At 74.3% G+C, this 19049-nt stretch carries 18 protein-coding genes; 11 read left to right on the top strand and 7 right to left on the bottom strand.

Annotated elements, in window-relative coordinates; all coding sequences use genetic code 11:
• Positions 1 to 10: 10 nt before the first annotated feature.
• Positions 11 to 1030 (bottom strand): hypothetical protein, encoded by a 1020-nt coding sequence (locus ACFYP3_RS29510; RefSeq protein WP_388838915.1) that lies wholly within the window; start codon positions 1028 to 1030, stop codon positions 11 to 13.
• A gap of 96 nt (positions 1031 to 1126) precedes the next feature.
• Here ACFYP3_RS29510 and ACFYP3_RS29515 point away from each other — a divergent pair, with 96 nt between their 5' ends.
• The 5 genes from ACFYP3_RS29515 (at position 1127) to ACFYP3_RS29535 (ending at position 6014) form a co-directional block, all read left to right on the top strand.
• A complete protein-coding gene (locus ACFYP3_RS29515; RefSeq protein ID WP_181382609.1) occupies positions 1127 to 1579 on the top strand; it encodes a DUF4442 domain-containing protein in 453 nt (150 codons plus the stop codon).
• 162 nt (positions 1580 to 1741) lie between these two features.
• Positions 1742 to 1942, top strand: a complete 201-nt coding sequence (locus ACFYP3_RS29520; RefSeq protein WP_030711446.1) for a type II toxin-antitoxin system VapB family antitoxin — start codon at positions 1742 to 1744, stop codon at positions 1940 to 1942.
• 116 nt (positions 1943 to 2058) lie between these two features.
• The gene (locus ACFYP3_RS29525; protein ID WP_388838918.1) at positions 2059 to 4587 is read left to right on the top strand and encodes a beta-glucosidase; all 2529 of its coding nucleotides are present in this window, start codon (positions 2059 to 2061) and stop codon (positions 4585 to 4587) included.
• A 57-nt stretch (positions 4588 to 4644) separates the two neighbouring features.
• Positions 4645 to 5316, top strand: coding sequence for a DedA family protein (locus tag ACFYP3_RS29530; RefSeq protein WP_388838921.1), 672 nt, complete (start codon positions 4645 to 4647; stop codon positions 5314 to 5316).
• A complete protein-coding gene (locus ACFYP3_RS29535; RefSeq protein WP_388838924.1) occupies positions 5313 to 6014 on the top strand; it encodes an ankyrin repeat domain-containing protein in 702 nt (233 codons plus the stop codon). Before ACFYP3_RS29530 ends, ACFYP3_RS29535 begins: the two co-directional genes overlap by 4 nt.
• On the opposite strand, the gene ACFYP3_RS29540 is transcribed toward ACFYP3_RS29535, so the two are convergent.
• On the bottom strand, positions 6011 to 6565 hold the full coding sequence (locus ACFYP3_RS29540; protein ID WP_388838927.1) for a gamma carbonic anhydrase family protein: 555 nt from the start codon (positions 6563 to 6565) through the stop codon (positions 6011 to 6013). The two genes, ACFYP3_RS29535 and ACFYP3_RS29540, sit on opposite strands and share 4 nt — an antisense overlap.
• Positions 6566 to 6708: 143 nt before the next feature.
• Here ACFYP3_RS29540 and ACFYP3_RS29545 point away from each other — a divergent pair, with 143 nt between their 5' ends.
• Entirely contained in the window at positions 6709 to 7470 is a 762-nt protein-coding gene (locus tag ACFYP3_RS29545; protein WP_388838930.1) for an acyltransferase, read from the top strand.
• A 15-nt stretch (positions 7471 to 7485) separates the two neighbouring features.
• Here the strand turns inward: ACFYP3_RS29545 and ACFYP3_RS29550 are convergent, their stop codons facing one another.
• Positions 7486 to 8352, bottom strand: coding sequence for an EamA family transporter (locus tag ACFYP3_RS29550; protein ID WP_388838933.1), 867 nt, complete (start codon positions 8350 to 8352; stop codon positions 7486 to 7488).
• Between the two features lie 118 nt (positions 8353 to 8470).
• Between ACFYP3_RS29550 and ACFYP3_RS29555 the strand changes: the two genes are divergently transcribed.
• On the top strand, positions 8471 to 9064 hold the full coding sequence (locus ACFYP3_RS29555; RefSeq protein WP_388838936.1) for a helix-turn-helix domain-containing protein: 594 nt from the start codon (positions 8471 to 8473) through the stop codon (positions 9062 to 9064).
• Here ACFYP3_RS29555 and ACFYP3_RS29560 read toward each other — a convergent pair.
• Positions 9061 to 9465, bottom strand: a complete 405-nt coding sequence (locus tag ACFYP3_RS29560; RefSeq protein WP_388838939.1) for a CoA-binding protein — start codon at positions 9463 to 9465, stop codon at positions 9061 to 9063. The two genes, ACFYP3_RS29555 and ACFYP3_RS29560, sit on opposite strands and share 4 nt — an antisense overlap.
• 106 nt (positions 9466 to 9571) lie before the next feature.
• Between ACFYP3_RS29560 and ACFYP3_RS29565 the strand changes: the two genes are divergently transcribed.
• The 3 genes from ACFYP3_RS29565 (at position 9572) to ACFYP3_RS29575 (ending at position 14461) form a co-directional block, all read left to right on the top strand.
• A complete protein-coding gene (locus tag ACFYP3_RS29565; RefSeq protein WP_388838941.1) occupies positions 9572 to 10198 on the top strand; it encodes a YigZ family protein in 627 nt (208 codons plus the stop codon).
• A gap of 85 nt (positions 10199 to 10283) precedes the next feature.
• Positions 10284 to 11453, top strand: coding sequence for an exonuclease SbcCD subunit D (locus ACFYP3_RS29570; protein ID WP_388838944.1), 1170 nt, complete (start codon positions 10284 to 10286; stop codon positions 11451 to 11453).
• Positions 11450 to 14461, top strand: a complete 3012-nt coding sequence (locus tag ACFYP3_RS29575; protein WP_388838947.1) for an AAA family ATPase — start codon at positions 11450 to 11452, stop codon at positions 14459 to 14461. The genes ACFYP3_RS29570 and ACFYP3_RS29575 overlap by 4 nt, the downstream gene beginning before the upstream one ends.
• On the opposite strand, the gene ACFYP3_RS29580 is transcribed toward ACFYP3_RS29575, so the two are convergent.
• A complete protein-coding gene (locus tag ACFYP3_RS29580; RefSeq protein ID WP_388838950.1) occupies positions 14451 to 14897 on the bottom strand; it encodes an Lrp/AsnC family transcriptional regulator in 447 nt (148 codons plus the stop codon). The two genes, ACFYP3_RS29575 and ACFYP3_RS29580, sit on opposite strands and share 11 nt — an antisense overlap.
• Before the next feature lie 95 nt (positions 14898 to 14992).
• On the opposite strand from ACFYP3_RS29580, the gene ACFYP3_RS29585 reads away from it, so the two are divergent.
• Positions 14993 to 15508, top strand: a complete 516-nt coding sequence (locus ACFYP3_RS29585) for a rhodanese-like domain-containing protein (RefSeq protein WP_388838953.1) — start codon at positions 14993 to 14995, stop codon at positions 15506 to 15508.
• A 153-nt stretch (positions 15509 to 15661) separates the two neighbouring features.
• On the opposite strand, the gene ACFYP3_RS29590 is transcribed toward ACFYP3_RS29585, so the two are convergent.
• On the bottom strand, positions 15662 to 17365 hold the full coding sequence (locus ACFYP3_RS29590) for a DUF885 domain-containing protein (RefSeq protein ID WP_388838956.1): 1704 nt from the start codon (positions 17363 to 17365) through the stop codon (positions 15662 to 15664).
• 129 nt (positions 17366 to 17494) lie between these two features.
• Positions 17495 to 18955 carry a GNAT family N-acetyltransferase gene (locus ACFYP3_RS29595; RefSeq protein WP_388838959.1) on the bottom strand — a complete coding sequence of 487 codons (1461 nt, stop codon included), beginning with the start codon at positions 18953 to 18955 and terminating at the stop codon, positions 17495 to 17497.
• Positions 18956 to 19049: the final 94 nt, after the last annotated feature.

Below are 19049 nucleotides of genomic sequence, written 5' to 3' on the forward strand. Positions count from 1 at the left end.
GAGGCGGAGATCAGCCGGTGGACAGCCGGATCGAGCTGAGCATCTTGTCGGAGACGTCGGTCGGGACCTCGTCCTTCACGCCCGCCGCGCCGAAGACCACGAAGCTGGCGAAGTCACCGACGGCGTTCTTGAAGCCGAAGCCGATGCCCTTGCCGTCGCTGGAGCACTTGTTCTCCTTCTTCAAGCCGGGGGCGGTCACGACCACCGTGTGGCCCTTGAGGCCGGAGGCGGTCGTGTACTCCTTGGCCTCGCCGACCTTCACCGTCCCCTTGGGCTCCTTCTGGGCGTAGCCCGCCCAGACCCAGGTGGCGGTGTTGTCGCTCGCGACCTGGGCCGTGTCCTTGGCACCCTGGGCGCCCTTGACGCCGCTGTCCGCGAGCGAGTACTTCTCCATGGTGCCGTCCGCGTTCTTGTCGACCGTGCACCACTCCTGCTTGAGGGTGGCGGTCCCGGACATCGTGACGACCGGCTTGCCGTCGGTCTCGTCGGCGATGGAGATGGACACCCCGGAGTCGTTGACGTTCCACTCGGGGGGCACGTCGTAGGCGACGTTGTACTTGGTGTTGACGACGACCTTCCAGCCCGGGATGACAGGCTGCATGCTGCCGCCGGCCCGCGGGTTGGGGCTGCTGCCGGCCGGGGCGGGCGCCTCGGTGGCCGACGGGGAGGCGGCCACCGGCGGCTTGTCGTTGGCCTCGGTCTTCTTGTCGTCCCGGGTCAGGACGTACGCGCCGGTCGCGGCGGCGGCCACGAAGACGGCGGTCGCCGCGACGATGGCCACGGTCTTGGTCGAATACGGGCTCCCGCCGCCGCCTTGGGGCTGCTGAGGCAGTTGGGGCTGCTGGGGCGGGCTCCACTGCTGGCCGGGAGCGCCCGCGGGCGGCTGGTAGCCCGGCTGCTGCGGATATCCGTAACCGGCCTCCTGCGCGTACGGGTTCGGCTGTCCCGGCTGCTGCTGCTGGTACGGGTTCTGGTGCGCGTCCTGAGGGTTCTGTTCGCCCCCGGGGGGCTGCTGCTGTCCTGGCCACATGGCCGGTAACGATAGTGGGAGCCGACCACGGGAGCCACGGCCGCCCCCTCAAGGGCTCTGGCCAAGGACATCTACTCGCGGGTAACATCGCGTTCCATGAGCGCAGACCAGATGAACGTGGGCGAACTGCTCGCCGCGACGGTGCCGATGGCCCGGACCCTGAACCTCCAGTTCCTGGAGACCACCCCCGAGCGTGCGGTCGTCCGGCTTCCGGACCAGCCCGACTACCACAACCACGTCGGCGGCCCGCACGCCGGCGCCATGTTCACCCTCGCCGAGTCCGCGAGCGGCGCGATCGTCCTGGCCGCCTTCGGCGACCAGCTCTCGCGCGCCGTGCCCCTCGCCGTGAAGGCCGAGATCGGCTACAAGAAGCTCGCCAAGGGCGTCGTGACCGCCACCGCCACCCTCGGCCGCCCGGCCGCGGAGGTCATCGCCGAACTCGACGCGGGCGGCCGCCCCGAGTTCCCCGTCACCATCGCCATCCAGCGCGAGGACGAGGCCGTGACCGGTGAGATGACCGTCGTCTGGACCCTGCGCCCCAACGCCTAGGCTCCCCGCGCCACCGCGAAAGGCCCCCGCCCCTGCCGCGCGGGGGCCTTTCGCGTGCCCGTGGTCCCGTGGCCGGGCGAGGGCTCCACGAACCGGCGGAACCATGCGATCCGCGGGTGTGCGACGGCTAGAGTCCCTCGCACGACGATGGAGGGAGCGCCCGTGGCCAAGGTCAACATCAGCCTCGATGCCGAGCTCGTGGTGGAGGTGATGGTGCTCGCCGGGGTCGGCTCGCCGCAGGACGCGGTGGAGGCCGTCGTACGGGACTACATCGCGCGCGGGCACCGCACCGAGGCGAGGATCCAGCGGCAGGACGAGCCGCGGCGGGCCGCCGACAGCCTGCCGCCGCTGCCGGAGGGCTGAACCTGCACGACCGCGAGGGCGCGTCTCGACGGACCTCGCGCAGGCGCGGCGCACAGTGGGCGGGGGAGCGGTCCGGCGCGGGCCGCTCCCGCCCGACCCCGCCGCAGGGAGCGCCGATGAGCGAGGCCGTGTCCAGACGTCGGGCGATGCGGCTGCTCGCGGCGGCGGGCGGGGTGGGAGCGGCCTTCGCCACGGGGGCCTGCGCGCCGACCGTCCCGCCGGGCGCGGGGCCCCGCACGACCGCAGCCACGACGGGGCCCCCGGCCGGGCCCGCCGCAGGGCCCGCGGGCTCGGGCGCCGCCCGCGTCGAAGCGCTGCTGGAGCAGCTCACCCTCGACGAGAAGACCGCCCTGCTGCACGGTGCCCGGGACCCCGCCCCCCTCGGCCAGGCCGGCTACGTGCCCGGCGTCCCGCGCCTGGGCGTTCCGGCGCTGCGCCTCGCCGACGGGTCCGCCGGGGTGCACGTCGCCAAGCCCGCCACCGCACTGCCGGCGCCGGTCCTGCTCGCCTCCGCCTTCGACCCCGCGCTGGCCCGCGAGTACGGGCGGGTCCTCGGCCGCGAGGGCCGCGCGCTCGGCCAGGACGTCCTGCTCGCGCCCATGGCCAACCTCATCCGGACCCCCTACGCGGGCCGCAACTTCGAGACCTTCGCCGAGGACCCGAGGCTGACGGCGGACCTGGTCGCGGAGGTGGTCCGCGGCGTCCAGGACGAAGGGCTCATCGCGACCGTCAAGCACTTCGCCCTCAACAACCAGGAACACGGCCGGGACACCGTCGACGTGATCGCCACCGAGCAGACCCTGCACGAGACCGAGCTACGGGGCTTCGAGGCCGCCGTGGCGGCCGGCGCGGGCGCCGTGATGGGCGCGTACAACCGGGTCAACGGCGTCCACGCCTGCGAGAACAAACCGCTGCTCGACGAACTGCTGCGCGGGAGCTGGGGGTTCGACGGCTGGGTGATGTCCGACTGGAACGCCACCCACAGCACCGTCGCCGCCATCGCCGCCGGCCTCGACATGGAGCTGCCCGGCGGCACCCACTTCGGCGGGCCGCTGCGCGAGGCGGTGCGCGGCGGTTCCGTGACCGAGGCCACCGTAGACCTCGCCGTCCACCGGATCCTGACCACCATGGACCGCTTCGGGCTGCTGGCGGCCCGCCCCACCGCCCGGCCCGCGCGCAACCCCGCCGCCGGGGCCCGTCTCGCCCGCAGGGTCGCCACCGCCGGAGCCGTGCTGCTGCGCAACGAGGCCGGCACCCTGCCCCTGACCGGCGCCGCCGCCCGCTCGGTCGCGGTGATCGGCCCCACCGCCCAGGTGCCGTTCGTCGGCGGCGGTGGCAGCGCCCACGTGGTCCCCGACGGGGCGGCCGCCCCGCTCACCGCCATCCGGCAGCGGGCCGGGAACGGCTCCGCCGTGCGCCACGCCCTCGGCGAGGACCTGTACGGACGGCCGCTGCCCGCGAGCCTGCTCACCCCGGCCGCCGGCCTGGACGACCAGCGGGTGGCCGCCGGGCGGGAGTGGACCCACGCGGGCGAGTTCCGGCTGGCGGCGGACGACGAGTGGACCCTGATCGTCCACTACACCGGGCAGCGGCCCGCCGTACGCCTCGACGGCGAGGAGCTCTTCCCCGTCCGGCAGGGCATGGCCGAGCACTTCGCCGGCGGACTGCTCGGCTCCGCACCCGACGGCATGGCCGTCCGCCGCCGCACCCTCGCCCTCAAGGCGGGCCCGCACCGGCTCACCGTGACCGCCCGGGGCGGGGACGCGGGCCAGCGCTTCCGGCTCCGGCACACCACCGGGGCGACCCGGGCCGCGGACCTCGACGAGGCCGTGCGGACCGCGAAGTCGGCCCGCAGCGTGGTCCTGTTCGCCTACGAGGACGCCACCGAGGGCCGGGACCGGACCTCCCTGGCCCTGCCGGGCGGGCAGGAGCGGCTGATCGAAGCGGTGGCCGCCGCGAACCCCCGTACGACCGTGGTGCTCAACACCCCCTCCGCCACGACCATGCCGTGGCTCGCGCGGACCGGGGCGGTCCTCCAGATGTACTACCCGGGCCAGGAGGGCGCGGGCGCCACCGCCGACGTCCTCTTCGGCGACGTGGACCCGGGCGGCCGCCTCACCCAGACCTTCCCGGCCGACGAACGGGCGACCCCGGTCGGCGGCGACCCGCTGCGCTACCCGGGCGTGGGCGGCCGGCAGGAGTACACCGAGGGCGTCCACGTCGGCCACCGCTGGTACGACGCCCGGCAGGTGGACCCGCTCTTCCCCTTCGGGCACGGGCTCTCGTACACGACCTGGCACTACGAGCAGCTCACCGTCCGGCCCGAGCGCGGCGGGCTGCGCGCGGAGTTCACCGTCCGCAACACCGGCCGCCGCAAGGGCACCGAGGTGGCCCAGGTGTACGTCGGCCCGTCCCCGGAGCTCCGGCTCGACCAGCCGGTGCGCGCACTGGCCGGCTACCGGCGGCTCACCCTGGCGCCCGGCGAGGCGCAGCGGGTCACCGTCGACGTCGACGCCCGGACGCTGTCCTCCTGGGACCCGGAGCGGCACGCCTGGGTGCTGGGTTCCGGCCGCCGGGAGGTGTTCGCGGGCCGTTCCTCCCGCGAGCTGCCGCTGAAGACGAGGGTGGTGGTGGGGAGCCGATAGGCTGCCCGTTCGGCGTGTCACAGGGGGCGCGCCGGGACGACACGGGAGGACGTACCGGTGCACATCCAGGAATGGCTGGAGACGATTCCGGCGGTCAGCATCTATCTCCTGGTGGGTCTGGTCATCGGGCTGGAGAGCCTCGGCATTCCGCTGCCGGGCGAGATCATCCTGGTCAGCTCGGCACTGCTGGCCTCACAGCACGGCGAGATCGACCCCGTGATCCTGGGGCTCTGCGCGATCACCGGCGCGATCGTCGGGGACTCGATCGGCTACGCGATCGGCCGCCGGGGCGGCAAGCCGCTGCTGGAGAAGCTGGGGCGGCGCTTCCCCAAGCACTTCGGCCCGCAGCAGGTGGCGCTGGCGGAACGCTCCTTCGAGAAGTGGGGCATGTGGGCCGTCTTCTTCGGACGGTTCGTGGCACTGCTGCGGATCTTCGCGGGACCGCTGGCGGGCGTGCTGCACATGCCGTACTGGCGGTTCCTCGTCGCCAACGTCCTCGGCGGGATCCTCTGGGCGGGCGGCACCACGGCCGTCATCTACACGGTCGGCATCGTCGCGGAGCCGTGGCTGAAGCGGTTCTCCTGGCTGGCCCTGGGCCTCGCCGTGCTGTTCGGCCTCGTGGTGACCCTGGTGGTGCGCAGCCGGATGAAGAAGGCGGCCGCCGAGGCGGGCGCGGCCGGGGCCGGGATCCCCGCGCAGTCGGAGGCGCGGGCGACGGTCGGCGAATGACGGCGCCGCGACCCGGCGACGACTGGTCGGACGAGGGCAGGAAGGACCACTACCACCCGCCGGCCAACGGCCTGGGGCGGGCCGCCGAGGCCGGTGACACCGCCCGGGTGCGGCGCCTGCTGGCCGAGGGCGCCGAGGCGGACGCTTGGATCGTGGGGGGCCGCAGGGCACTGGACCTGGCGGTGTGCGCGGGCCACGCGGAGATCGTCCGGCTGCTCCTCGCGGCGGGCGCCGACCCCCTGCTGCAGGCCGGCCCGTACCACGAGACGACGCCGATGGCCCTCGCGGCGATGAACGAGCACACGGAAGTCGCCCGGGCCCTCCTCGACGCCGGTGCCCCGCCGGGCGGGCCCGCCGGCAAGCTGGGCTACGTACCGCTGGTGCTGGCGGCCACGTCCCTGGACAGCGGGAACCCGGACCTCGTCGACCTGCTGCTGGACCGGGGCGCCGACATCGAGGAGCCGATGAAGGGCCGCACCCCCCTCGACTGGGCCGCCCACTGGGGGTTCCCGGACACGGTGGAGCGGCTCCTCGCGCGCGGCGCCACCCTCACCGAGCGGACCGTACGCGAGGGGAGGGCGGGCCGGCTGCGCACTGCGAACGAGGGGAAGGGCCCCGGCTGGCCGGGCCCCGGGCCGCGCCGCCACGACTACCGGGCGGTCAGCGCCCTGCTGCCGGCGGCGGGGGAGTCCCGCTAGCGGGGCCGTGCCTCCGGGGTCACCGAGGCCCGGTGCTGCTTGGCCAGCTCCACGTACATCAGGGCGTTGATCCGGATGTGCTCGCGCTCCTCCTCGGACAGCTCGCGGCGCACCTTGGCCGGGACGCCCGCCACGAGCGAGCCGGGCGGCACGACCATGCCCTGCGGGACCAGCGCCTGCGCGGCGACCAGCGAACCGGCACCGATGACCGCGCCGTTCAGCACGGTCGCGCCCATGCCGATCAGGCAGTCGTCCTCGACGGTGCAGCCGTGCACGACGGCGTTGTGGCCGATGGAGACCCGCTCGCCGATCGAGACGGGGAAGCCCGGGTCCACGTGGACCGTGCAGTTGTCCTGCACGTTGCTGTCGGCGCCGAGCGTGATCGGGCCGCAGTCGGCGCGCAGCACCGCCGAGTACCAGATGCTCGCGCCGGCGGCGAGGGTGACGTCGCCGACCACGACCGAGGTGGGCGCGGTGAACGCCGTCGCGTCGATGTCCGGGTCCTTTCCGCCGACACCCGCCACGAGTGCCTGGGCCGCCTGGTGCGTCATGTTCTCTTCCTCCGCCGTCTGGATGTGGTCCGGGTGCCGCGCCAACAGCACCGTAGGGCACGCGGCCCGGCGTACCGGCGATGGGGTGAAGATCACAGGAGGGTGGCCCGGACGACCGCCGCCCGGCGCATTACCGTGGCCGGGTGCCGAAAAAGCAGAACACGTTCTCATCTCTGACGGCCCTGCGCCGCCGGCTGGCGAGCCGCGCGGTCCACACCGGCTGGCGCTGGATGCAGCGGGCCGGCGCGGTCACCGCGCAGACCCCCGGGCCCCTGCGGTTCGGGGCGATCGGCGACGGCACCCGGCTCGCCTTCCCGCAGGGCACGATCTTCGGCGAGCCCTGGATCCGGCTCGGCGGGCACTGCATCATCGGCGAACAGGTCACCCTGACCGCCGGGATGATGCCGGACCTCGACCTGGGCGCGGAACCGATGCTGGTGCTCGGCGACGGGGTCGTCATCGGCCGGAGCAGCCATGTCATCGCCGACGCCCGGATCACCATCGGGTCGAACACCTTCTGCGGCCCCGGCGTCTACATCACGTCCACGAACCACAGCTACGACGATCCGCACGAGCCCGTCGGCCGGCAGTGGCCGCGCAGCGCGCCCGTGGAGATCGGCCCGGGGTGCTGGCTCGGCACCGGCGCGGTGATCCTCCCGGGCGCGCGACTGGGCCGCAACGTCGTGGTGGCCGCGGGGGCCGTCGTACGGGGCGAGGTGCCGGACCACGCCGTGGTGGCGGGCGCGCCGGCGCGCATCGTGCGGCGCTGGGAGCCGGAGACGGGCTGGCAGCCGCCGCTGCGCACGCCGGCGCCGGTGCCGATCCCGGACGGGATGACCCCGGAGCAGCTGCGCGGTCTGGCCCGGCTGGCGGAGGCGGAGCAGGCGCAGGTCGAGCCGGCCTAGTTCGTCTCTTTCGGATCAGCCCGCGGCCAGGAGGACCGTTCCCGCGAGGGCCAGGCCGGCGCCCGCCGCCTGGATGCCGCGCAGCCGTTCCTTGAGGACGGCGAAGGCGGCGAGCGCGGTGACCACCGGGTAGAGCGAGGACAGTACGGCGGCCAGGGTGACCGGGCCGCTCTGGGCGGCGAGGGAGTACGTGCCGTTCGCAGCGACGTCCGCGAGGCCGACGAAGGCCAGGGCGGGCAGCAGCCCCCACAGGATCCGCGGGCCGGTGCCCGCCGGCAGGGCCGGCACGCCGCGCCGGGTCTGTGCCCACAGGGCGGCGCCGCCCACGGCGACGTTGGTCACCCGCTGGACGAACAGAGCGAGGAACAGCCCGGTGAGGGTGGTGGACGCCTCCGCGATCAGGGCCATCACCGCGCCGAACCCGAAGGCGGCGACCAGGGTGAGGACGACGGCCCGCCGCTGGACGGGCGCGCCGCGCAGCTCCGGGCCGCCCGCGAGGACGATGCCGACGACGGCGACCGCGATGCCCGCGAACTGGCCGGGGCCGGGCCGCTCGCCCAGGACCAGACCCGCGGTGACGGGCACGACCACGCCGAGGGAGCCCAGCGGGGAGACCACGCCCATCGGGCCGAGGGCCAGCGCCTTGTAGAAACTGAGCATCGCCACCGGCCCGACCGCACCGGCGCCGACCGCGAACCACAGCTGCGGTCCGGCCTCCCGCCACGCGCCGGTGCCGAGGACGAGCGCGCCGAGCACGAGGACGGCGACGACCTGCGAGACGACCACCACCGTGAGCGCCGGTATCCGGCGGGTCAGCAGCCCGCCGCCGAAGTCGGCGAGGCCCCACAGCACGGCTGTGGCCAGGGCGAAGAGGGCGGTCATGGGGGCCTCGCAGTACAGTGCAGTGAACGGTGGAGTGCAGCATCGAATACACGGCACGATAGTTCAGTCTAATGGACCGTGTCATCCACTATGTTGGACGAAATGGAGTGGGGGGTCCGTGTCCGATCTCGAAGAGCTCACCCAGGCGCTCGCGCGCAACCTCAAGCGGTGGCGCGGGGAGCGCGGCTTCACCCTGGACGGGCTGGCCGCCAGGGCGGGGGTGAGCCGCGGGATGATCATCCAGATCGAGCAGGCCCGTACGAATCCCAGCGTCGGGACCACCGTGAAGCTGGCCGACGCACTCGGCGTCAGCATCACCACGCTGCTGGACCACGACCGCACCCCGCAGGTGCGCGTGGTGCTGCCCGGGCAGGGGGTGCGGATGTGGTCGTCCCCGGCGGGCAGCGCCGCGAGCATGCTGCTCGGCGACGACCGGCGCGGGCCGGTGGAGATGTGGATCTACCGACTGGAGCCCGGGGACGGGACCGCCTCGGACCCGCACCCGGCCGGCACCTTCGAGATGCTGCACGTCACCGAGGGGGAGCTGACGCTCGACGTGGACGGCGAGCGGTACGCGGTCCCCGCGGGCGGGGCCGTCTCCTTCGAGGCGAACCTGCCGCACGCCTACCGCAACGACGGACCCGGGCCGATGGAGATGACGATGGCCGTCTCCATCCCACCCGTTCGTCCGGCCGGCCCGCCCGGCGTCTAGAGCGCCGGGATCTCGATCGCGGGGCAGCGGTCCATGACCATGCTCAGCCCGGCCGCGCGCGTGCGCTCGTAGGCGGCCTCGTCGATCACGCCGAGCTGGAACCAGACGGCCTCGGCGCCGATGGCGGCCGCCTCGTCGGCCACCGGTCCGGCCAGCTCGCTGTTCACGAAGACGTCGACGACGTCCACCTTGAACGGGATCTCCGCCAGCGAGGCGTACCCGGGCTCGCCGTGCACCGTCTCGGCCTTGGGGTGCACGGGGATCACACGCTTGCCGAACCGCTGGAGCACGCGCGCCACCCCGTAGGCCGCCCGGTCCTGGTTGTTCGAGAGACCCACCACGGCCCAGGTGTCGCCGAGCTCGGTGAGGATCTTGCGGATGGTTGCCGGGTCGCCGTACACGGGCGCCGCCTCCTGTGGTTCTCGTCCGTCGTTCGAATCTGCTGCCGTTCCCGTTCAGCCTGATCAACCGAAAGGACACATGTCCGATTCCCCGTAGGGTGGAGCGGTGAAGGCAGACCAGTACGCGACGGTGGCCCGCGAGGGCGTGCACGAGTCCGAGATCAACCGCTCGCGGTTCCTGTGCTCGCTCGCGCCCGCCGCGACCGAGCAGGAGGCGCAGGAGTTCGTCGCACGCGTCCGCAAGGAGCACCCCACCGCCACGCACAACTGCTTCGCCTACGTGATCGGCGCCGAGGCCTCCGTCCAGAAGGCCAGCGACGACGGCGAGCCGGGCGGCACCGCCGGGGTCCCGATGCTGCAGATGCTCATGCGCCGCGACATCCGCTACGCCGTCGCCGTGGTCACCCGCTACTACGGCGGCGTGAAACTCGGCGCCGGCGGTCTGATCCGGGCCTACGGCGGCGTCGTCGGCGAGGCCCTCGACGAGCTCGGCACCGTCACCCGGCGCCGCTACCGGCTGGCCACCGTCACCGTCGACCACCAGCGGGCCGGCAAGACCCAGAACGACCTGCGCGCCACCGGCCGGACCGTGGTGGACCTGCGCTACGGCTCGGCGGTGGAGATCGAGGTCGCCCTCCCGGAGGCGGACCTGCCCGCCTTCGAGGCCTGGCTCGCCGACAGCACGGCGGGCACCGCCGGCCTCACCCTCGGCGGAGAGACGTACGCGCCCTGAGCGCCCCCGGGGACGGGTTAGCGTAGAGGGGTTCAGCGAACGGGAGACGACCAGGGGGAGACGGCATGCGCGGCGGGGCCGGCGAGTGAAGTTCCTGCACACCTCGGACTGGCACCTCGGCCGGGCCTTCCACCGGGTGAACCTGCTCGGCGCCCAGGCCGCCTTCGTCGACCACCTCGTCGAGACCGTCCGCGAGCGCGAGGTCGACGCCGTCCTCGTCGCCGGCGACGTCTACGACCGGGCCGTGCCCCCGCTGCCCGCCGTCGAGCTGTTCGACCGCACCCTGCACCGGCTCGCCGACCTCGGCGTGCCCACCGTGATGATCTCCGGCAACCACGACTCCGCGCGCCGGCTCGGCGTCGGCGCCGGGCTGATCGACCGCGCCGGGATCCACCTGCGGACCGACCCGGCCGGCTGCGCCCACCCCGTCGTCCTGGCCGACGCGCACGGCGCGGTGGCGCTGTACGGGCTGCCCTACCTGGAACCGGCCCTGGTCAAGGACGAGTTCAGCGCGGACAAGGTCAGCCACGAGGCGGTACTGGGCGCGGCCATGGACCGGATCCGGGCCGACCTGGCCGCCCGCCCGCCCGGCACCCGCTCCGTCGTCCTGGCACACGCCTTCGTCACCGGCGGGCAGCCCAGCGACAGCGAGCGCGACATCACCGTCGGCGGGGTCGAGGCGGTGCCCGCCTCCGTCTTCGACGGAGTGGACTACGCCGCCCTCGGCCACCTCCACGGCTGCCAGACCATCAACGAACGGGTCCGCTACTCCGGTTCCCCGCTCGCCTACTCCTTCTCGGAAGTCCACCACCGCAAGACCATGTGGCTGATCGAACTGGGCACGGACGGGGAGATCACCGGCGCCGAGCGGATCGACACCCCCGTACCGCGCCCCCTCGCACGGCTGCGCGGACGCCTCGACGACCTGCTGGCGGACCCGGCGCACGCGGTCCACGAGGACGCCTGGGTCGAGGCCACCCTCACCGACCCGGTACGCCCCGACGACCCCATGGCCCGGCTCGCCGCCCGCTTCCCGCACACCCTCGCCCTCGCCTTCGACCCCGAGGGCCGCGAGGAGGAGTCCGGCTCCTCCTACGCCCAGCGGCTGCGCGGCCGCAGCGACCAGGAGATCGCCGAGGACTTCGTCGCCCACGTACGCGGCGGCGGCCGGGCGGACGAGGCCGAACGGGCCGTCCTCCAGGGCGCCTTCGACGACGTACGGGCCGACGACAGCCGTCAGGAGACCCACCGATGAGACTCCACCGGCTGGCCGTCACCGCCTTCGGGCCCTTCGCCGAGCCCCAGGTGATCGACTTCGACGCCCTGTCAGGCGCAGGGATCTTCCTGCTGCACGGCCCCACCGGAGCGGGCAAGACCTCCGTGCTCGACGCCGTCTGCTACGCGCTCTACGGCTCCGTACCCGGCCCCCGCCAGGCCCCCGGCACCAGCCTGCGCAGCGACCACGCCGCCGCCGGGACCCCCACCGAGGTCACCCTCGAACTCACCGCGGGCGGCCGCCGCCTGGAGATCACCCGCCGCCCCGAGCAGGAGCGCCCGAAGAAGCGCGGCACCGGCACCACCAAGGACAAGGCCCAGAGCCGGCTGCGCGAACACACCGGCGAGGGCTGGGAACCGCTCAGCCGCTCCCACCAGGAGATCGGCGAGGAGATCGAGCAGCTGCTCGGCATGAGCCGCGAGCAGTTCTGCCAGGTCGTCCTGCTGCCGCAGGGGGAGTTCGCGAAGTTCCTGCGGGCGGACGAGGCCGCCCGCGGCCGACTCCTCGGCCGTCTCTTCGACACCCGCCGCTTCGCCGCAGTCGAGGCCCTGCTCGGAGAGCGCCGCCGGGCCGCCGAGGCCAAGGTCCGGGCGGGCGACGAGAAGGTGCTGCACACCGCGCAGCGACTCGCCCAGGCCGCCGGGGACAGCGCTGACCTGCGGGCCTGGCCGCTGCCCGGACACCAGCCCGGGGATCCCGGGCTCGCCGACGCGATCCGCGCCTGGGCCGCCGTCGCCCGCTGCTCGGCCCGGGAACGGCTGGACGTCGCCGAGTACGCGCTCGCCGCCGTCGAGAGCCGCCACCACGCCGCCCGTCGGGCCGCCGAGGACGCGCGCGAGCTCGACCGGCTCCAGCGCCGGCACGCGGAGACCCTCCGCCGGGCCGCCCTGCTCGTCGAGGCGGAGCCCGAGCGGGAGCGGGTGCGCGACCTGCTGGACCGGGCCCGGCGCGGCGCCACGGTCGCCCCCGCCCTGGAACTGCGCGGCGCCGCCTCCGCCGCCCACCTCGCCGCCGCGCACGCGGAGGCGGCCACCCGCGCGGAACTCCCGCCGCAGCTGCAGGAGGCGGGCACCGAACAGCTGGCCGCCGTGGAACAGCGGCTGCGCGAGGACCTCGGCGCGCTCGGCGCCGCCCACCGCGCCGAACAGCGCAGCTCCGAGATCGGCCGCGAGCGCGCCGACCTGGAGCGGGAGTCACGGGCCGCCGAGGAACAGCACCAGGAGTCCGCCGAGTGGCTGGAGCGCTGGGAGGCGACCCGAGCGGCGCTGCAGGAGCGCGTGGACGCCGCCCAGCAGGCCGCCACCCTCACCGAACAGCTCGCGGGCCGGCTGGAACCCGTCCGCATGCAGCTGAACGCCGCCCGCCGGCGCGACGAGCTCGATGCCGGGGCCGAGCGCGCCGAGGCCGAACTGCTCACCCTGCGCGAGGAGTCGGCCGCCGCCCGGGAGCGCTGGCTGGAGCTCAAGGAGGCCCGGCTGCGCGGCATCGCCGCCGAACTCGCCGAGGCGCTGGTGGCGGGGGAGGCCTGCACGGTGTGCGGGTCCGCGGAACACCCTGCTCCGGCCCGCCCGGCCCCCGGCCACGTGGACCGCGCCGCCGAGGACGCCGCCCACGGCCTCTTCGAGCGGGCCGAGCAGGCCCGGGCCGCCGTCGAACGCCGGCTCGCCGCCGCCCGGGAGGCCCGCGCCGAGGCCGCGGCCGCCGCCGGGGACGCCACCACCGCCGAACTCCTCGCCCTCACCTCGGACCTGAGCGCCCGGCACGCCGCTGCCCACGCCGCTGCCGCCGGTCTGCACTCCGCCCGCGAACAGCTCGCCCGCGCCGAACGGGAGCACGCCACGCGCAGCTCCGAGCGGCAGGGCGCCGAGACCCGGGCCGCCGCCCGGGCCTCCCGCCGCGAGGCCCTGGACCGGGAACAGGCCGCCCTGGAGGCCGAACTGACCCTCGTACGGGACGGCGCGCCCACTGTCGCGGCCCGCGCCCGCACCCTGGAGGACCGGGTCCGGATGGTCTCCTCCGCCGCCGCGGCGCTGCGCCGCGCCGAGGCCACCGCCGCCCGGCTGAAGGAGGCCGACGACCAGCTCGCCGACGCCGCCTTCAAAGCCGGCTTCGACACCATCGAGGCCGCGGCCGACGCGGTGCTCCCCGAGTACGAACGCACCGCGCTCCAACACCGGCTGGACGCTTGGCAGACGGAGGAGGCCCTCCTCGCGGACCGCCGCGGCGAAACCGGCGCCGCCGAAGCGGCAGCACTGCCCCCGGCCGAACCGGAACGGGCCGAGGCGTACGCCGCCCAGGCCGCGGCAAGGCTGCGTACGGCGGGCTCGGCCGCCGACGCGGCCCGGGAGCGCTGCGTCGAGCTGGACCGCCTCTCCCGGCAGGCCGAGCAGGAACTGCGCGCGCTGGGACCGCTGCGGGAGGCCTACGACCGCGTCGCCCGGCTGGCCGGACTCACCGCGGGCACCTCCGCCGACAACGAGCGCAAGATGCGGCTGGAGGCCTACGTGCTGGCGGCCCGCCTGGAACAGGTGGCCGCCGCCGCGACGGTACGGCTGCTGCGCATGTCCGGCGGCCGCTACACCCTGGTCCACTCCGACGCCCGGGCGGGCGGACGCGGGCGCTCCGGCCTCGGCCTGCACGTCGTCGACGCCTGGACCGGCAGCGAGCGGGACACCGCCACCCTGTCGGGCGGCGAGACCTTCTTCGCCTCGCTCGCCCTCGCGCTGGGCCTCGCCGACGTGGTCACCGACGAGGCGGGCGGCATGCGCCTCGACACCCTCTTCATCGACGAGGGCTTCGGCAGCCTCGACGACCAGGCCCTGGACGAGGTGCTCGACGTACTGGACTCGCTGCGCGAGCGCGACCGCAGCGTCGGCATCGTCAGCCACGTCGCCGACCTGCGGACGCGGGTCCAGACCCAGCTGGAGATCGTCAAGCAGCGCGGCGGCTCCGTCGTGCGCCACCGCACGGCGGCGCTCACGGACTGAGGGGCCTCCTGGGCAGGGGCGAGGAGTAGACGATGCTCGTCGTGACCGGACCGAGGCCCCCGATCCGGCCCGTGACCTCCTCCAGGTGCCCCATCGAGCGGGCCGCGACCTTGAGCACGAAGCAGTCGTCCCCCGTGACGTGATGGGCCTCCAGGATCTCGGACGTGACGTCCAGGAAGTCGTGGAACGGCTTGTAGTTGCCGTGCGGGTAGCGCAGCCGCACCAGGGCGAGGATCGACTTCCCGAGCTTCTCCGGGTCCACCACCGCCGTGTAGCCGGTGATGATGCCGGTCTCCTCCAGCCGGCGGACCCGCTCGGTGACCGCGCTCGCGGACATGGACACGGACCGGGCGAGCTCGGTGAAACTGGCGCGGCCGTCCCGCTGGAGGGCTTCCAGGATGCGCCAGTCGGTGGCGTCAGGGGAATAGTCGGTCATGGTGCAGGTCTAGCAGGGGATTCACCGGCAGGACAAGGAAAAGGCCGGGGAAAGTCACTTCCGGTAAGTGATCAACAAATCATAGATTTCTTGCCATGACGACGACGAAGAACACCGCCACCGCCCCCGCCACCGCCAACCCCGTGCTCCGGGTGCCCCCGGCCTCCCCGGCCGCGGCCGCCGCCTACTTCGCCGCGAGCCTGGCCTTCCACGCGGACGTCTCGGACGTCGCGAGCGCCTTCAAGGCCCACCGGGAGCAGGGCGTCGAGCTCGGCTTCCAGCTCGTCGACTCCCGATCCACCCCGTCCTGGGACCAGGCCCACGTGCCCGGAGCCGTCCACCTGCCCACCGCCCTCATCCCCGAGCAGGCCGAGCGGCTCCTCGACAAGAACGTCCCCGTGGTGACGTACTGCTGGGGTCCCGGCTGCAACGGCGGCACCCGCTCCGCCCTCGCCCTCGCCGAACTCGGCTTCCAGGTCAAGGAGATGCTCGGCGGCATCGAGTACTGGATCCGCGAGGGCTTCGAGGTCGAGACGTGGCAGGGCAGCGAGCAGCGCGCCGAGGCCGACCCGCTGACCGCGCCCACCGACTCGGACGACTGCGGCTGCTGAGGTGAACGCCTTACGGGGCGTGCGCGCCGTGCGCCGCCCAAGCGGCGTACGCGGCCCAGGCGGCGTACGCGGCCCAGGCGGACGGGCCGCTCGTCCCCCAGGGGAGACGAGCGGCCCGTCAGTCGTTCGCACCGGCCGGCACGAACCGCGCCGTCAGAGCTTCGACAGCTCGTCCACCAGGTCGTCCAGCCCCAGCGAGCCCTGCGACAGCGCCGCCATGTGCCAGGCCTTCAGGTCGAAGGACTCGCCGTGCGCCGCCCGCGCGTTCTCCCGGCCCAGCAGCCAGGCGCGCTCGCCCAGCTTGTAGCCGATCGCCTGCCCCGGCATCGACAGGTAGCGGGTCAGCTCGCTCTCGATGAAGTCCGCCGGCCGGCCGCTGTGCAGGCCGAAGAACTCCTGGGCCAGGTCGACGGTCCAGTTCTCGCCCGGGTGGAACGGCGAGTCGGCCGGGATCGGCAGCCCCACGTGCATGCCGATGTCCACGATGACCCGCGCCGCGCGCATCATCTGGCAGTCCAGGTAACCCAGGCGCTGCTCGGCGTCCTTGAGGTAGCCCAGCTCGTCCATCAGCCGCTCCGCGTACAGGGCCCAGCCCTCGCAGTTGGCGCTGACCCAGCCGACGGTGGCCTGGTAGCGGGAGAGCTGGTCCGCCACGTGCGTCCACTGCGCGAGCTGCAGGTGGTGGCCCGGCACGCCCTCGTGGTACCAGGTGGAGACCAGGTCGTAGACCGGGAACCGGGTCTGGCCCATGGTGGGCAGCCAGGTACGGCCCGGGCGGGAGAAGTCCTCCGAGGGGGAGGAGTAGTACGGGGCCGCGGGACCGCCCGGCGGGGCGATCCGGGACTCCACCTTGCGCACCCGCTCGGCGAGTTCGAAGTGGGTGCCGTCGAGGTTCTCGATGGCCTCGTCCATCAGGCCCTGCAGCCAGGCCTGGACCTCGTCCACGCCCTCGATGTGGGTGCCGTGCTCGTCCAGGTGCTTCAGCGCCTCCCAGGGGCCGGCGCCCGGGAGGATCTTGGCGGCCTCGGTCTTCATCTCGGCGAGCAGCCGGTGGTACTCCGCCCAGCCGTAGGCGTAGGCCTCGTCCAGGTCGAGGTCCGTGCCGTTGAAGTAGCGCGACCAGCGGGCGTAGCGCTCGCGGCCCACCGTGTCCGGCTTGTCCTCGACGGCCGGGGCGTAGACCGCGCGCAGCCAGTCGCGCAGTTCGACGACGGCGGCGGTGGCGCCGGCGGCGGCCGCGTCCAGCTCGGAGCGCAGGGCGTCCGGGCCGGCGGCGACGAACTCCTCGAAGAAGGGCCCGCCTTCGCCGTCCTCACCGGCCCACGCGCCGAGCTGGCCGATCATGGTCGTCGTGGCGCGCGGGCCTCCGTACAGGCCGCGCTCCAGGCCGAGTCCCAGGCTCTCGCGGTACCCGGCGAAGGCGGCCGGGACGGCGCGCAGCCGCTCGGCGATCGCCGCCCAGTCCTCCTCGGTGTCGGAGGGGGTCAGGGTGAAGACCTCACGGACCTCGTGCGCGGGACCGTGGATGTTGCTGACGGCGCACAGGTGCTCGTCGGCCTCGTGGACGGCGAGCTCGGCGGTGAGGCGCTCGCGCAGCAGACGGGCGCAGCGGCGCTCGGCGTCGCTGTCGCCGCCCGGCAGCGCCTCGGCGGCGTCGAGGCGGGCGAGCGTGTCGCGGGCCAGCTCGGCGACGGCCGCGCGACCCGCCGGCGAGAAGTCCGGAAGCTTGGTGGAGCTCGCGGCGACACCGAGGTAGGTGCCCGTGATCGGGTCGAGGGCGATGAGGGCATCGACGTACGCGTCGGCCACCTGGCGGGGCAGTTGGGGTGCGCTGCCGTTCTGGAGGATCTCTGACATGCGGCCATCTTCGTACGGGGGACGTGCTCCCGTCATCACAGATTGCCATCGGCCTTCCCGCGTGGGGCGGGGCCGGCCCGCGGCGGGTGCGCGGGCCGGCCCCGGGCCGGGCGTTCGGGGTGACGGGCCTCAGCGCGGGCGGCGCGCGGCGACCTGCTGGTCGCGCGGCAGGTCGTACGGCAGCTCGCGGGGGAACTCGTAGGGCAGGCGCGAGGTGACCGGGGTGGCGTCGAGCCGGGCGGTGATCACCAGGGTGCCCTCCTCGATCTGGTAGTCGAGGGGGAGGTCGAGGCCGCGCATGGCGGCGACCATGCCGGTGTTGGCGGCCCGCGTGACGGCGTACACGCTGTCGCAGCCGGCCTCGACGGCCATCGCGATGAGCCGGCGCAGCAGCTCGGAGCCGATGCCGCGGCGCTGCCAGTCGTCCTCGATGAGCAGGGCGACCTCGGTCTCGTCGCCGTCCCACAGCAGGTGGCCGAGGGCGACGAGCTTCCCGGAGGCGGTGGTGGCGGCGAGGGTGCGGCCGAAGCGGGGGCTCAGCAGGTGGCCGAGGTAGCGGTCGGCGTCGGCGACCGGCCCGTGGTAGCGCAGCCCGAGGGTGCGCTCGGAGCAGCGGTCGTGCATGGCGCGGGCCGCCGCCTGGTCGGAGCCGTCGGCGCGGCGCACGGTGATCTCGTTGCCCTCGGGCAGGGTCAGCACGTCCTGGCTGCGCGGGACGCGGGGGCCCAGCCGGGCGTCGAGCTCGACCAGGGCGCGGGCCCGGGCGAACTCGGTCGGGGTGAAGGGCAGGTAGGGGCGCTCCACGGTGATCGCGCCGCCCGAGGGGTCGCGCAGCCGCATGACGGTGGCCTCCAGGACGCCTTCGACGGGCGCGTCGGCGCCGAGGTTGGGGCGGCCGGAGAGGGTGGTCGCCGGGATCGAGTGGATGGTGCAGCGGCCGAGCAACTGGCGCAGCGCGAGGGGGAGCTCGGCGGCGTCCAGGGCGGTCCGGGTGGCGAGCCCCAGGACGCGGGTCGGGGTGTCGACGAGGTCGTGGGCGTCGGCCCGCTCGATCCAGGTGCTGTGGCCGCCGGCCGCGGCGATGGCGCGGGCCAGGTCGGCGGAGGCCAGCTGCTGCGGGGCGCGCAGCAGGAACTCGTCGACCGTGCCGCCCTCGGGCAGCGGGTGCGTCTGGAGGGTCAGGATGTCGACGTCGCTGCGGGCGAGCGCGGTGCAGACGGCCGCCAGGGAGCCGGGCTCGTCCCGAACGGTCGTGCGCATCCGCCACAGGCTGGTGGCGGCGGTCGCGGTCGCGGTCGGGGCGGAGGCCGCGGCCGGGGTCGGGGCCGGCGTCGGATCACCGGGTGCTGTGCTTTGCGGCGGCGGCGCATGGCTGTGCCGCCGCGCCCACCAGGTGTGGAACGCCGCGGTCACCAGGAGTGCGACGGCCGAGGCGACCAGCAGGATCGGGCCCCTCGGACCGTGCACGACGAGATTGGCGATGCCGTCGGCCACCGCGACGGCGCAGAACAGGGCGGCGAGTTCGACGAGGTCGCGGCGCCAGTGGTGGCGGTGGGGACGCTGGGCGGAGGCGGGGCTACGGTCAGTCATGCACACCACTGTGGCCCAGGGGTGTTGCGTGATCACGAACGATCTGTGACCGACTGGTTAAGTGTCCATCTGGCCGATTTCATCCAGTTTTCCG

The sequence above is a fragment of the Streptomyces sp. NPDC005533 genome (assembly GCF_042871845.1).
Lineage (GTDB): Bacteria > Actinomycetota > Actinomycetes > Streptomycetales > Streptomycetaceae > Streptomyces.